Raw genomic sequence first — 15,157 nt, 5'->3', positions numbered from 1 at the left:
ATTAAAATTAATAATTTAGCATATAATAATATCAAAAACACCAAAAGATGTTATAAGAAAAGAATAAAACACTTTACACCCTATAACATTAAACAAGTGTTTTTCACAGAAAAACACAAAACTTTGGTATTAAAATTGCAAACAATTATTTGTCAACACATAAATATTAGATATGCAAAATAGACTTGACCCAATCAAACCAATTCCAGCAGCAATTAGCATTGCACTGACGTTAATTATCTGGTTTGTGATTCCTATTCCAGAAGGAGTAGCTCCTAATGCATGGCATCTTTTAGCCTTATTCGTAGGTACAATCGCAGCAATCATCGGAAAGGCATTACCTATTGGAGGTGTGTCCATCGTAGCCATTGCGCTTGTGGCAATTACTGGAGTAACCAATCCAGGAAATAGCAAAGCAGCTTTAGCTGATGCCTTAAGTGGGTTTTCTAATGACCTGATTTGGTTAATTGGGGTAGCTGTTATGTTATCTATCAGTCTTGGAAAGACAGGTCTTGGAAGTAGAATTGGTTACTCCCTAATCGCAATTTTTGGTAAGCGTACTTTAGGTATTGCCTACGCATTAGGGCTAGCTGAGACAGCACTTGCTCCTGTAACACCAAGTAACACAGCGCGTGGAGGAGGTATTATCCACCCGATTATGCGTTCTATTGCGGATAGTTTTGGTTCAAAACCAGAACGTGGATCAACAGAAAAAATTGGACGTTATTTAGCTTTGGTTAACTATAACTTCAACCCGATCACCTCTGCTCTATTCATTACAGCTACAGCGCCAAACCCGCTGATTGTAAGTTTGATTTATGAAGGTACAGATCCTAACTATACAATATCTTGGCTGACATGGACTAAAGCAGCTTTATTACCTGCGCTTATTTCCTTGATCTTATTGCCTTTGATTATCTATGTGATTTATCCACCTCAAATCAAAAAGACGCCAGATGCACCAAAATTTGCTAAACAAAAACTAGCAGAATTAGGGCCATTAACGCTAGCAGAAAAGATAACAATGTCAACATTCATCTTGCTATTAATGTTATGGGCAGGAGTACCAGCGATGATTTTTGGAGATGCATTTATTGTACAGCCAACTACTGCAGCCTTCTTAGGATTAGCAATCTTGATTTGTTCGGGCGTACTGACTTGGGACGATGTATTGAAAAACAAAGGAGCTTGGGATACGATCGTATGGTTTGCTGCCTTAGTGATGATGGCTAGTTTCCTTGGAAAACTAGGTTTAGTATCATGGCTAGCAAATTCAGTAGGTACTGGCATCAACCATTTAGGTGTGAGCTGGTGGGCTGGTTCGATTTTATTAGTATTGATTTACGTATTTACACACTACTTCTTTGCTAGTACCACTGCACACATTACCGCAATGTTTGGAGCCTTCTTTGCAGCAGGAATTGCCTTAGGTGCACCACCAATGTTATTAGCTTTTGCATTAGCCTTTTCATCATCGATCATGTCATCACTAACACACTATGGAACAGGTACTGCTCCTATTATCTTTGGTTCGGGATATACAACCTTAGGCGAATGGTGGAAAGCTGGTTTTGTAGTGACCGTAATCAACCTAATTATCTGGTTAAGTGTAGGTAGTTTATGGTGGAAGTTCTTAGGGTTCTGGTAGGATTTAAACGAAGAACAACTATTTTACAAGTAATACAAAGACAAAAGAGCAGAAGGATTATTCCTTACTGCTCTTTTGCATTTATCGCTGTTGGGCAACAGTTTGTGCATTGAGGTAGATACCGTCAACTAATTCCTTCAATTGATCCATCATAAAATAATTATGACCGATATTGACAAGTTGATTATATAAAGTCTGTTCTTGACTATAAAAACTAGTATTCGCTGCACTAATGAGCCCTCTTACATACTTATCACCTGCCCCTAGTCGATGCAAAATCTCTACTACTTCTTCATTGACCTGCTGATCATCTAGCATACAAACCAATTTGCCATAACCTAGACAATACCCGTAGTAGGTCATTCCCATCACAACAAACAACGTCTGATCTTCAATATCCCATCGCCGATCTGTCGTTATCTGTTGCATTAATGCCATTGCCTTCTTTTTAAACGCTGCTATCATCTCTTATTCTTATTTAATAACGATATTCACTAATAAAAGTCGTAATACATACTCCACTGTTTTGTCTGCTTGTTCTTCGCAAACATCAGACTACCACTATCCACTACATTTAGACCTGCTTTCTCATCTGAACTTATTTGAAATACAAATTCAAAGCCCTCACCATATCCCTGTGGCTCATGAACTGCAACTCCTTCTACTTCAAGAGGAAGATAGAATAAGTCATCTCCACTTATCCCTATACCTGATTGACAATAAGATGGATAACCTCCAAATTTGGTCTGGTAATGATGCTGAGTAATATCGTAGTAACTATCTATCACACCTTTCTCCTCCAATGCAATTACTCGAGCTTCTTGTGCTGCAGTTAGCCCTCCACCATCCCATAGTGGACAGTCGTCAGCAGCATAAGCTGGCTGAAGAGGGAATGCTTTCAAGAACGAATGTGCATGAGATAATTCTTTTATCTGGATATCCTCTAAAGCTTTATACTCCCTTATAAGCCAATTGGCCCCCATGGGTTCTAAAGGATCTGCTAACTTAGCTGAAGCAAATACCGTAACGATCTGAGTATCTTTTACAGCTTCTGGGATAAAAGGTAAAGAAGGTAAGTAAAACTGCGCAATAGGAAGCATTAGTGCTCCGTGTTCATCTAGAGGTATTTCTTCATCTACTCCATAACAATTAACCTTTCCTATCCAAGACTCTTCTATCGTATGGGTAGGCCTAAATCCTCCTGTAGTAAATAGGGTAACCGAACGACTAATCTCGTGGAGTAATTCTTGTATTTCATCCATCTCAAAATATGTTAAGCATTTCACCCAAATATAACAAGAATCCTTTAGTTTCTTCCATTGGTCATCCTTTAGAAAGATCCTTCCATCACTTTTGCTTTAAAAACAAAAAAAGAGACCAGTTATTGGTCCCTTTATTCTATATTCATTACTATTTGTTTTCGATTGCCGCTTCGTACAGCTTCTCATATAAAGGCAACACTCTATCAATACTAAATTTACGAGCCACTTCTCTAGAACGCTCCTTAAATCCGCATAAAGTATCCTTGTCTTTTAGTATTTTCAGGGCATTACTTACCATATCATCAACATCACCTACACTACTCAAATACCCCGATATTCCAGCCTCATTTACTTCAGGTAACCCCCCAGTATTACTAGAGATTACAGGTACCCCCATAGCCATAGCTTCTAAGGCAGCTAATCCAAAACTCTCTGTCTCTGAAGGCAATAAAAATAAATCAGAATACGATAAAATATGCTCAATCTCATTACTATTACCAAAGAAAATAATCTTGTCATATATACCTAGTTCTAAAGCCAAGCGTTCAGCCCTTTCTTTCTCAGGACCATCACCTACAAGCATGAGTTTAGCAGGTAGGTGTTGTTGAATTCCATAAAACACAGAAACAACATCACTGATACGTTTCACTTTTCTAAAATTACTTATATGCGTGATAATAAACTCATCTTTTTCCGCCATAGCACTTCGCTTGCAAGGCGTGTCATCACAATCAAACTCTTTGACCTCTATAAAGTTTGGAATAACGTGTATTTCCTTGTCAGTGTTAAATAAACTATGAGTAGAACGCTTTAGCGACTCTGATACAGAAGTTACATAATCCGATTGATTAATACTAAAAGCTACAGCTGTTTTATAATTTGGATGATTTCCAACTAAGGTAATATCTGTCCCGTGCAAGGTAGTGATCATCGGCAGGTGGATTCCTTGATCCTTCAACATCTGCTTGGCCATATATCCTGCATAGGCATGAGGAATAGCATAGTGTACATGTAGTACATCAATCTTAAATAACTTGACCATATCTACTAACTTACTAGATAAAGCAAGCTCGTATGGTTGGTAGTGGAATAATGGATATTCCGGTACATTTACTTCGTGATAGTGTATATTAGGGTTTAGCAAAGCTAAACGAACTGGTTGACTATAAGTAATAAAATGCACTTCGTGATTTCTTTTGGCTAACTCTAACCCAAGTTCAGTAGCAACAACACCACTTCCTCCAAAGGTAGGATAGCATACGATGGCGATTTTCATATTATATATGCTTATTTTGACTGCTTAAAGGTAAGTTATATATTTAAAAACACCTTATATTTCTCTGGCTAGTTTTACTACAATGTCTTTATTTAACACTCGAATAACGCTGACTACCTCAGAAAAGATAGGTCTAATCCACACAGCCACAAGAAGATATTTTAAGCGATCTCTCTTCACCCTTGTCCTAGAATATTTATAAAATAAAAAAGTAGCTTACCGCAATTTGTTTAAAAACTACAATAAGCTACTTTCGGTTTAAAGATTATTAACTTGATATTATTCTACGATTGACTGATAAATCAACGTTTGTATATTTTCTCTAATATTCTCTTTTGACAAGCGATTCACGCTACTATCTGGATAAGTACGATTAGACAAGAATACATAGATTAAATCCTGCTCTGGATCAGCCCACGCCATGGTACCCGTAAACCCTGTATGTCCAAAGCTCGTCATTGATGCACAACCACAAGTTGGTCCAGGTTTACCCTCTTCTTGAGGTTTGTCAAAGCCTATACCACGTCTATTGCCTTTTGTACAATACACGCAGTCATTAAAATCGTGGAAAGTCTCTGTAGAAAAGAAACGCTCTCCACCATACTCTCCTTCATTGAGATACATTTGCATCATCTTGGTCACATCTAGTGCTGTACCAAATAATCCAGCATGCCCAGCTACTCCACCCTGCATAGCTGCCCCCATATCGTGAACATAGCCTTGTACTGTCGTATAGCGGTAATACGTATCTTTTTCTGTTGGAGGAATCTCACTAAGATCAAACTTGCGCAGAGGCAAGTACGTTAAGCGTTTAGCACCTATTTTAGCAAAGTATTCTGCTTGAACCACTTCGTCCAAAGGCAACTCATATTTTCGTTCTATAAACTCCTTTAAAGCGATAAATCCTAAATCACTGTATTTGTACTTAGGGTTAGAACTTAACTTAGAGTCTATAATTTCTTGTAAAATCTCTCTATTGTAATCCTTTCGAATAAACAAATTTTCTGCTACTTGTGTCGAAAACCCTGAGGTTAAAAAGTAATTATAAATCGTCAAGTCAGGCTTTGCGTTTTCATCTAGAGTTCGTTTGTAAAAAGGAATCCATGCTGGCAGTCCAGACTGATGTGTCATCAATGACTTAAAGGTAATATCCTCTTTATCCGATCCCTTAAATGCAGGAACAAGATTACCCAGTTTTGAAGTCATTGAAAGCTTTCCTTCATCATACATTTTAATCAGTACAGGTAAAGATCCCAATATCTTGGTCAAGGAAGCTAAGTCGTATAAGTCCGTATTTTTAACTATTTGCTGCTTATCATAGGTATGATATCCAAAAGCCTTTTGATACACGACCTTTCCGTGACGTGCCACAACGATTTGCATACCAGGAGTTAATTCTTGTTCAATGGCATAATTAGCAATGCTATCGATCTTCGCTAAAACAGTAGCGTCCATACCTTCATTAACTGGGGTAGAAAATCCCAAACGATCAATTGCTTTAGTCTTGATTCCTTTACCTACCTTAAACTTTGAATTAATCGTTACTGGAAGCTCTCCTTTTGCACCAATAGACCCGAAGATTACATCTGCTGCTGCTCGTTGCGCAAAATCATTATTTTGATAAGCAACGACAATACTATTGATATCCTGTGTATTGGTTAGCCCACTTAAAGCATACGGCTTAGCAAAAGACACTAAAATCGTATTTTTCTCAGCAGATATCTGCTCAATTAACTGTTTTTCTTGAGCTGAGTAGTTGTGATTTTTCCATGGGTTATCTACTTTGTGATACCCAATAATCACAGTTGTATAAAAACTTAAGTCTCCTAAGTTATTCTTATTAATCTCTTTAACCTCTGCATATTGGTTCAAATAAGATAAAAACTCTCCATTTGAATCATCACCTAAGTTTAAATAAGCTATTTTTTTACGATCCAAATGCTTGATTGGCAATTGGTGTTCAGTATTTTTGATAACTGTCATTGCCGCACTATACAATTTATAATTCAAATCATCATATTGGCTAGCATTTAAGTCCTCTACCAAATTAGTCAATTCGATTGGCTGGTACTTTGTCATATTAGACTTATACTTATAAGCTAAAATCTTCTTAACAGAATACGCTAAACGCTCTTCAGTTATTTCTCCAGATTGATAAGCTGACACAATCATCCTAAGAGCCACAGGTACATTTTCTGAGAACAATAACAAGTCATTCCCTGCTTTAAAGGCAGCTAAATCAACCTCACCAGGTTTAGCATAATTGGCAGCTGCTTTCATATTCAAAGCATCTGTAAAAATTAAACCTTCGTATCCCATCTCTTCGCGCAATAATTTAGTCACGATATTGTAAGACAGTGAACTAGGAATATTCGCATCTGGCTCTAAGGCAGGTAAATTAAGATGAGCAACCATCACACTCCCCAATCCTTCTTTGATTAATTCGCGGTACGGATAAAGCTCCACCTCCTCTAAGCGCTGCTTATCAAAAGCCACTACCGGAAGCTTGTAATGCGAATCGACAGAAGTATCTCCGTGACCTGGAAAATGCTTAGCTGTAGCAAATACATTCTGGCTCTCATACCCTCTAGTAAAGGCAACAGCACGCTTAGATACAATCTCAGCCGTCTCTCCATAGGAACGCACACCAATAATAGGATTCTTTGCATTGGTATTAATATCCACCACAGGACCGAAGTTGAACTGCATCCCCATACGTTTGGCCTGTTTGGCCATTGCTACCCCTGTCTGCTCAATCAGTTTCATATCCTGAATAGCTCCTAAGGTCATATTATAAGGAAACTTATAGGTAGAATCTAAGCGCATACTCAACCCCCACTCTCCATCAATCCCCACCAACATCGGTAATCGACTCAAACTCTGCAATTTATTATTCATCTCTGCTTGACGCACTGGGCCTCCTTGAAAGAAAATCAACCCTCCTATATGTTGATTTTCTACCAAAGATGCTAAGTCGTTCAGGTGTGAGTCATTGCGGTTCGAATAAGCAGCTACCATAAACAATTGGCCTACTCTTTCTTCTAAGCTTAACGTATTGTAAACGCTATCTACCCATTGTTTTTTCTCAAGGGCATAATCATTTGCCTGTCCCCATCCAAGTGATGAGAACAGTAATGTTACTAGTGTAAGTCTTTTCATTAGTTGTCTTATTTGCTCATAAAAAAAAATCATCATCAAAAAGCTTGATGATGATTCTTTGATATTTGTAAATTTAGAAAATACTATTTACTTAAAAAAGCGAGCATGCCAACTTTCACCAGCAGGAACCTCCCAAAATTCTCTATACTCTCCTAAATCATTTACTAAGTTATTAAAAACAATGGTGTTAGCAGATACTGCCTTTGTTTTTACCATTTGTTTAAATTCAATTAAAGTTTTGAATGCAATAAACTCTCCTGTCTTATACGTTACATTCATCTTATCTAATAAATCCACACCGTACTTAGCTTCTAGCTCTTGAATAACACGTACTGACGCATCAATCGAGCAACCTGAAGCTGCGTGGATCTCTTGGTCAACAGCTAAAATAATAAAGCGATTGTGCTTCACTTCAAAAGAAGCTGTCAATGGTGTAGCATGTGCTACCCACTGTTCTACAAAGCTTTGTAGTGTTTGTTCAATCTCCTGTACTTCCTCGTCTGTGAATTTACGGTTTGATTGATAAATCCAGACACGTGAGTGGTCTGGCATTTGATCTATTGGTATATACATAGTATTATAAATCTTCTGCGTTTGCAATTAATTCAGCAACGTCCATAACTTTGACTTCGCTTTCTTTTTCTTTGAATTTTACACCATCGGTCAACATAGTATTACAGAAAGGACAACCAGCCGCAATAATTTCAGGTTGCGTACCTAGCGCCTCTTCTGTGCGCTCTACGTGTACCTCTTTATCTCCGTGTTCTGGTTCTTTAAACAATTGTGCCCCACCTGCTCCACAACAAAAACCATTTGCTCTAGAACGCTTCATCTCAACTAATTCAGCATCTAACTTTTCGATTAACTGACGAGGTGCTTCATAAACTTTATTCGCACGCCCTAAATAACAAGGATCGTGGAAGGTAATTCTCTTTCCTTTGAATTGTCCACCTTCAATACTAAGTTTCCCTTGGTCTAATAAAGACTTTAAGAATTCAGTATGGTGAACCACTTCGTATTTTCCTCCTAAATCAGGATATTCATTTTTTAGTGTATTAAAACAGTGAGGACAAGCGGTAACAATCTTTTTAACTTCATACCCATCTAATACTTGGATATTCATCATTGCTTGCATTTGAAAAGCAAACTCGTTACCCGCACGTTTAGCAGGGTCACCCGTACACCCTTCCTCTGTACCTAATACAGCAAAAGAAACATTAGCTTTATTTAATAACTTAACGAATGCTTTTGTAATCTTCTTTGCTCTATCGTCAAAACTTCCAGAGCATCCTACCCAGAACAAAACTTCCGGCGTCTCACCACGAGACATCATTTCTGCCATTGTTGGCACTACTATATTTTGTGACATACTATTTGCTGTGTTTTGTAGTGATAATCAATTCATACAGATTACCACCATTTAGTTGATTAATTTTCGTCTTTCCAATTCAAACGATCCATCTGATTATACTGCCAAGGAGCTGCGTTGTTTTCAATATTTTGCATCATATTGTTTAACTCAACAGGTGCAGCACTCTGCTCCATAACTAAATAACGTCTCATATCCATAATAATAGATAGTGGACTAATATCAATCGGACATTCCTCAACACACGCATTACAAGTGTTACATGCCCATAATTCTTCTGGAGTAATATAGTCATTCAACAATGTTTTACCATCATCGACAAACTGACCTGCGTTAGCATCTAATATTTTACTCACGTCTTCAAGACGATCACGTGTTGACATCATGATCTTACGAGGTGATAATTTCTTTCCTGTTGTGTTTTGTGGACAAGAAGAAGTACAACGACCACATTCGGTACATGAATATGCATTCATCAACTGCACCCAGTTTAAATCCATAACATCTTGTGCACCAAACTTCTCAGGCTCACCAACAGGCTCTGCAGGTGCCGCAAATGGATCTGCATTTGGGTCCATCATCAGTGCAACTTCTTTCTTTACAGACTCTAAGTTATTGAACTCCCCTTGTGGTTTTAGATTTGCATAATACGTATTAGGAAAAGCAAGGAAGATGTGAAGGTGTTTAGAATAGTATAAATAATTCATAAACAACATTACCCCAATAATGTGTCCCCACCAACAAAAACGCTCTATTAACGCCACTGTATCAGGATTCATTCCTTCAAATAAAGGGCTAATCAATCCAGAAATTGGAAATGATCCAGCTTGAAAATAATGTCCATGACCGATACTTTGTAAGTATCCATCAGCAGCATTCATAATCAAAAAGAAACACATTAATATTGTTTCTATATAGATAATATTATTTGCATCGCGTTTTGCCCATCCTTCCATTTCTGGTTGGTTCAAACGTTTTAGCTTAATCACATTTCTACGAATCCAGAAAACAACGACTCCAAAAATTACTAAGAAGGCTAATACTTCAAAAAATCCGATTAAGAAATCATACCCTACTCCCAAGAAACTAAACACGCGGTGTGTCCCAAAAAGACCATCGATGATAATCTCTAGCATCTCAATATTGATAATGATAAATCCTACATATACGAATATGTGTAAAATAGCAGGTATTGGTCGTTTGCCCATTTTAGACTGTCCTAAAGCAACGCGAATCATATTTCGCATACGTGCTTTTGGATTGTCACTACGGTCTATATCACGACCCAACTTAATGTTGCGTATAAGCTTCTTTATATTTTTAATAAAAAAACCGAACCCAGCAACCAATAATAATAAAAATAATACTTGGCCTAAATACTGCATAGTGGTAATAATTGTTTCAGTAATTGTTAGTTTTTTAATTCGTTTTTCTTAGTTTTTGTTTGTTTGGTCTTCAGTGGTATTGACTACCTCTACACTTGAGTCTTGTTCTGTCACTTGATAAGGTGTCGCTTTCTTACCAAATAAAGAGAAGTGTACGTAACGTTTAGGGTTTTGTTTTAAATCGCGCATCAATTGTTCCAACTCTTTAGAAGCTCCTTCTAAATTATTGTATAATTGTTCGTCTTTCAATAGCATTCCCACAGAACCTTTTCCGCTCTGAATATCGGCTAATAATTTATCTATACTTCCTGAAGCGTTGTCTAATTTACTAAACGTTGCTTGAATATCCAAAGAATTTAATTCTGTAGATAATTCTGCGAAATTAGCACTCATGTGGTTTAAGTTCTTCATCGTCCCGTCCAACTGAGGTCCTGCTGTTTTAAACAAGCGATTTGTACCCGCGAGTGTCCCTTGTAATTCAGCGATAGACTGTTTTAAGTTTTGTTGCATATTCTCATCAACAATACCATTTACAGACACCAACATTTTATTAGCATTATCTAATACTAACGAAAGCTTTTCTGCTATTGGAGAAAGCTCTCCTAACAATTTATCAGTCATCTCAGGTACTACAGCTCCTTTTAGATGTGCGTTCTTTTCTGCGTATTGTGTGTCCCCAAAAATTGGATCAATTGAAATTGCCTTACCTCCAATAAGTCCAGGAGAGTAAATAGAAGCAACACTTGATTTAGAAATCTGAATCGGATTTGTCATTAAAAGCTCTACTACTATTTTACCTGTTTGTTGATCGATAGTAATATTCGATACTTTACCTACAACTAAACCGTTAATGGTTACATTAGAAGAAGTAGTAATTCCTTCCACATTTTCATACTCTACATAATACTTTGTACTGTTGTCAAATATGTTTTTACCGTCCAAAAAAGAGTATCCCCATATAAACAACGCTATAGCACCTAGCACTAAAATAGCCGTTTTAATTTCTTTAGATATTTTCAAAACTTTTATATTTTATGTGTCGCAAAAATAAACTTTTATTTGCAATGCGTTTAATTTTATTTCAATGCTTCCTCTAGCGAAATGATTTTACCATTTTTAAAGGCTACGATAAACGAGCTTTTGTGTCCTTTATCCTTCGCTTCTTTTAATAGCTCTTCTGCCCTTTCATAGCTTGTCGTTTCTGAATAAAAGTACTTATTGAGACTACCAGATTTGAGCATTGTTACATTGCGCAATCCTCTGAAATTCTGTGGTTTTAAAGGCAACACACGCTTACTAGCTGCAATCTGCACTTTAAACGACACTCCCTTAGCAACTTTAGTTTCCGTAGACTTAGAAGATGTGTTTTTAGTTGATGTAGTTTTAGTTTGTTTAGACTGATTCTCTTTAACAACCGTACCTGTAGTCACCCCTGAACCATAATATGCTTTCTTATAAGCAATAATACCCACTGCAATAGACTCAGCCAATTCTTTTTGCCCTTTTTTAGAGTATAAATAAGCTCCTTCTTCCTTATTAGACACAAATCCAAGTTCGATTAAGATACTAGGCATGAAAGCTCCGTGTAGTACCCAAAATGGACCTTGCTTTACACCTCTGTTGCGACGTTTCAAATCATTGGTAAAGCCATCTTGTACACGACTAGCCAAATCAATACTCTGGTGAATATAGTCCTCCTGCATTAAAGTAAGTCCAATAATAGACTCTGGCGAACTAGGATCAAATCCTGCATAATTAGTTTTATAATCATCCTCCAACATAATTACCGAGTTCTCCGTTTTCGCGACTTCTAAATTGGATTTATTCTTACTCAAACCCATAACGAAAGTCTCTGTCCCATACGCAGAGGTACTAGCTACCCCATTACAGTGAATAGACACAAATACATTTCCCCCTTTTTCATTAGCGATAACCGAGCGCTCTTTAACTGGAACAAATACATCTGTACTACGCGTATAGACAACTTCTATATCACTGTGTTTACTTAATAGTCTACCTACTTCTAGACCTACGGACAGAACAATATCCTTTTCCTTATATTTCCCGTGATTAGTTCCTGTATCTTTACCTCCATGTCCAGGGTCAATAACCACTTTAAACTTTGAAGATCCTTGCGCAAACACACCGATTGATAAAAATAACAACGTCAGTAAAGTAAACAGTTTCGAGTGACTGTATTTCATAAAAAAGTTCTTTATTATTACGTATAATTTGAATTAAATTACATTTTTCAGAAAAAATATATGTAAGTTTGACACGCTAAAATTACCGAGTCAAGCATTTACAAAAATAGCATATATAATAGATTTGCGTACAAATATTTTCAATATCGTTTTAGTTTTATTTCTATGTAGTGCATTATCGTCTTATCACATAAGCGCACAAGAGTTTGGAAATAAACGTACAGTAATAAAAGACAACAAATTACCCGAACCTATCACTCCTGTTCAGGATAGCATAGCCACTCCTTTATTACCTCTACCTAAAGATAGTCTAACAGCATCAAAAGACACCTTACCAAGTACGAAAGTGGAAAAACCAAAGTCTTTTTTGGAAGGAGTTGTTGATAGAAAAGCTAAAGGTTACGAGACTCTTGATCACAAAAAAAGAGAGATCACCTTATATGACGAGGCAGAAATCAACTATTTAGACTTTAATCTAAAAGCTGGTAAAATCGTCTTTAACTACGATAAGAATGAAATCTATGCCGGTGGTATCAAAGATAGCCTTGGGCAATTATCTCAGTACCCTGTATTCACACAAGCAGGTCAAGTAGTAGAGCCTGACTCTATTCGATACAACACTAAAACACACAAGGCTTTAGTATTTCAATCGCGTACTTCTCAAGGAGAGTTTAATATCAAAGCAGACGTAACCAAGAAAGAGAATGACTCTGTGTACTTTATGGGGGACGTAATTTTCACAACAGCAAAAGACTTAGACAATCCAGAATATTACTTCAAAGCTAGAAAGATTAAATTAGTTCCAGGAAAAAAAGTAGTCACAGGCCCAACTAATATGGTAATCGCTGACGTACCTACTCCTATAGGACTTCCATTTGCATTTTTTCCAATGAGTGAAAAAGCAAAATCAGGATTTATCATACCAAGTGTGGGGGATACAAACCAACAAGGATACTACTTACAAAACGGAGGATACTACTTTGCGGTAAGTGACAACTTAGACTTAACACTCCAAGGAGACTATTATACCAACGGTAGCTGGGGGCTTCGCGGAAGTAGCCAATACGCTCAACGCTATAAATACAATGGCCGTGTACTTCTTCGCTACGAGAACAATATCTTTAGCGAAAAAGGATTGCCTGACTACTCATCATCAAAAGTGTACAATATCCAATGGACACATAGCCAAGATGCAAAAGCTAATCCTAGCTCTCGCTTCTCAGCTTCTGTTAACTTAGGTAGTAGCCAATACTTTAGACAAACTAATAACTCCTATAACGTTGGAGCATCGTTGAACAATACAATGAGTTCATCGATCAACTATTCGAAAACATTTGAAAGTGTACCTCAAGTTAATATGTCATTAACAGCAACACACTCTCAATCAACAAATACAAAGCAAGTGAACATGACCCTACCTACCCTTCAGGTAAATATGGATCGTGTATTCCCTTTTGCTCCAAAATACGGTACTAAAAAAGGAATTATTAAAAACTTGAACTTTTCTTATAGTTTAAGAGGAGAAAACCGCGTACGCATTCACGAAGACAACTTCTTTAAACGCGAAATGTTCGATAGCTTAAATACCGGATTTCAACACAGTATTCCAATTTCTACAAACTTTAAATTATTCAAGTACTTCTCTGTGACAGCAGGAGCTAACTACAACGAAGTTTGGTATATGAATACAACAAAAAAGGAATTTAACCCGGAAAGCAATAAAGTAGAAGATACACGTGTTAATGGCTTTGACAGCTTTAGAACCTACAACTTTAACACTAATATTGGAACAACAATTTACGGTACCTTTAACTTTAATCCAAAAGCTAAAATTCAAGCGATTCGCCACGTAATGCGACCAAGCGTAGGATACTCCTACACTCCAAGCTTCGAACAGTACTACGATACCTATGCCATCGATGCTACTGGTCAAACCGTACAAGACTATACCCGATTCCAAGGCGGTATCTTTGGTGCACCAGGAAGAATGAACTCTAATATGATGAATTTCAACCTGAGTAATACTTTTGAGGCAAAAGTAAGGGACGATGAAAGCAAAGATGGAAAACCAAAAAAAGTCATGCTGCTAAACAGCTTAAACTTCTCTACAAGTTACAATATGTCTGCAGACTCGTTGAGATGGGCACCAATGCGTGTAAGTACAGGAACGGCTATTTTCAAGGATAAAATGCAAATTAACCTGAATGCCACCTTAGATCCTTATGCCTTAGACAACAACAACCGTCGTATCGATAAATTCAATATAGACAACGGAGGAAGTCTTTTCCGCCTAACAAGTGCCAACCTTACAGTAAACTGGTCTATGTCAAGTAAAGATCCTTGGTTTGGAGGAGAAGGAGACAACAGAAACCAAAACTCAATGGACAATGGTGGACGTGGAGATGACTTATTTGGTCGTGCAGTTGAGCTAGGAGATACCAGACAGAGTATGTTTAACAACAATAATAAAAAAGATGATGGAGAAGATCCTTTAGCAGGATTCTTCAATGCAAAACTGCCGTGGGACTTAACCTTTGCTTATTCGCTTACTTACAGCAATGCACAGCGTCAAAACCAAATTGTCAATAACTCAGTCATGGTATCAGGGAATGTCGATTTAACACCTAAATGGAAAATAGGATTCTCAAGTGGATATGACTTCGTACAAAACGGGGTAACATTTACACAATTGCGCTTTGAGAGAGACTTAGAGAGCTGGCGTATGGACTTTAGCTGGGTTCCTGTTGGATCTTATACAAGCTGGGGATTCTTCATCGGTATTCGCTCTTCTGTTTTAAGCGATGTGAAATGGGAAAAACGAAAAGCTCCAGACAAACGATATAGATAATAGAAA

At 37.3% G+C, this 15,157-nt stretch carries 11 protein-coding genes; 2 read left to right on the top strand and 9 right to left on the bottom strand.

The genetic code is table 11. The annotated features are described in order from the left end of the window. Positions 1-172 precede the first annotated feature (172 nt). The gene (locus GJV77_RS04710) at positions 173-1,648 is read left to right on the top strand and encodes a DASS family sodium-coupled anion symporter (RefSeq protein ID WP_155035203.1); all 1,476 of its coding nucleotides are present in this window, start codon (positions 173-175) and stop codon (positions 1,646-1,648) included. 81 nt (positions 1,649-1,729) lie between these two features. On the opposite strand, the gene GJV77_RS04705 is transcribed toward GJV77_RS04710, so the two are convergent. The 9 genes from GJV77_RS04705 to GJV77_RS04665 all read right to left on the bottom strand — a co-directional run bounded on the left by GJV77_RS04705 (position 1,730) and on the right by GJV77_RS04665 (position 12,303). Then, positions 1,730-2,113, bottom strand: a complete 384-nt coding sequence (locus tag GJV77_RS04705) for a hypothetical protein (protein ID WP_155035202.1) — start codon at positions 2,111-2,113, stop codon at positions 1,730-1,732. Between the two features lie 29 nt (positions 2,114-2,142). Further along, a complete protein-coding gene (locus GJV77_RS04700) occupies positions 2,143-2,910 on the bottom strand; it encodes a hypothetical protein (protein WP_155035201.1) in 768 nt (255 codons plus the stop codon). A gap of 148 nt (positions 2,911-3,058) precedes the next feature. After that, positions 3,059-4,186 (bottom strand): N-acetyl-alpha-D-glucosaminyl L-malate synthase BshA, encoded by a 1,128-nt coding sequence (gene bshA, locus GJV77_RS04695; RefSeq protein ID WP_155035200.1) that lies wholly within the window; start codon positions 4,184-4,186, stop codon positions 3,059-3,061. A gap of 279 nt (positions 4,187-4,465) precedes the next feature. Continuing rightward, positions 4,466-7,345, bottom strand: coding sequence for a glycoside hydrolase family 3 N-terminal domain-containing protein (locus tag GJV77_RS04690; RefSeq protein ID WP_155035199.1), 2,880 nt, complete (start codon positions 7,343-7,345; stop codon positions 4,466-4,468). Between the two features lie 87 nt (positions 7,346-7,432). After that, positions 7,433-7,918 carry an ABC transporter ATPase gene (locus GJV77_RS04685; RefSeq protein WP_155035198.1) on the bottom strand — a complete coding sequence of 162 codons (486 nt, stop codon included), beginning with the start codon at positions 7,916-7,918 and terminating at the stop codon, positions 7,433-7,435. Positions 7,919-7,922: 4 nt separating this feature from the next. Then, positions 7,923-8,714: a (Fe-S)-binding protein gene (locus tag GJV77_RS04680; protein WP_155035197.1), complete on the bottom strand. Its 792-nt coding sequence runs from the start codon at positions 8,712-8,714 to the stop codon at positions 7,923-7,925. 59 nt (positions 8,715-8,773) lie between these two features. After that, positions 8,774-10,099 carry a (Fe-S)-binding protein gene (locus tag GJV77_RS04675; protein WP_155035196.1) on the bottom strand — a complete coding sequence of 442 codons (1,326 nt, stop codon included), beginning with the start codon at positions 10,097-10,099 and terminating at the stop codon, positions 8,774-8,776. Between the two features lie 48 nt (positions 10,100-10,147). After that, positions 10,148-11,119, bottom strand: a complete 972-nt coding sequence (locus tag GJV77_RS04670; protein ID WP_155035195.1) for an MlaD family protein — start codon at positions 11,117-11,119, stop codon at positions 10,148-10,150. 56 nt (positions 11,120-11,175) lie between these two features. Next, the gene (locus GJV77_RS04665; protein ID WP_155035194.1) at positions 11,176-12,303 is read right to left on the bottom strand and encodes an N-acetylmuramoyl-L-alanine amidase family protein; all 1,128 of its coding nucleotides are present in this window, start codon (positions 12,301-12,303) and stop codon (positions 11,176-11,178) included. A gap of 124 nt (positions 12,304-12,427) precedes the next feature. On the opposite strand from GJV77_RS04665, the gene GJV77_RS04660 reads away from it, so the two are divergent. Beyond that, positions 12,428-15,151 carry a putative LPS assembly protein LptD gene (locus GJV77_RS04660; protein ID WP_155035193.1) on the top strand — a complete coding sequence of 908 codons (2,724 nt, stop codon included), beginning with the start codon at positions 12,428-12,430 and terminating at the stop codon, positions 15,149-15,151. Positions 15,152-15,157: the final 6 nt, after the last annotated feature.

Origin of the sequence: Myroides pelagicus, assembly GCF_009711055.1 — a bacterium.
In the GTDB taxonomy this organism is placed as follows: Bacteria; Bacteroidota; Bacteroidia; order Flavobacteriales; family Flavobacteriaceae; genus Flavobacterium; species Flavobacterium pelagicum.
This window is presented reverse-complemented; position numbering and strand designations above follow the sequence as displayed.

Bases quoted from the DNA above. Each gene is read 5' to 3' on its own strand.
- GJV77_RS04705 (WP_155035202.1), bottom strand. From the start codon at position 2,113: ATGATAGCAGCGTTTAAAAAGAAGGCAATGGCATTAATGCAACAGATA.
- GJV77_RS04680 (WP_155035197.1), bottom strand. From the start codon at position 8,714: ATGTCACAAAATATAGTAGTGCCAACAATGGCAGAAATGATGTCTCGT.
- bshA (WP_155035200.1), bottom strand. From the start codon at position 4,186: ATGAAAATCGCCATCGTATGCTATCCTACCTTTGGAGGAAGTGGTGTT.
- GJV77_RS04685 (WP_155035198.1), bottom strand. From the start codon at position 7,918: ATGTATATACCAATAGATCAAATGCCAGACCACTCACGTGTCTGGATT.
- GJV77_RS04710 (WP_155035203.1), top strand. From the start codon at position 173: ATGCAAAATAGACTTGACCCAATCAAACCAATTCCAGCAGCAATTAGC.
- GJV77_RS04690 (WP_155035199.1), bottom strand. From the start codon at position 7,345: ATGAAAAGACTTACACTAGTAACATTACTGTTCTCATCACTTGGATGG.
- GJV77_RS04675 (WP_155035196.1), bottom strand. From the start codon at position 10,099: ATGCAGTATTTAGGCCAAGTATTATTTTTATTATTATTGGTTGCTGGG.
- GJV77_RS04665 (WP_155035194.1), bottom strand. From the start codon at position 12,303: ATGAAATACAGTCACTCGAAACTGTTTACTTTACTGACGTTGTTATTT.
- GJV77_RS04700 (WP_155035201.1), bottom strand. From the start codon at position 2,910: ATGGATGAAATACAAGAATTACTCCACGAGATTAGTCGTTCGGTTACC.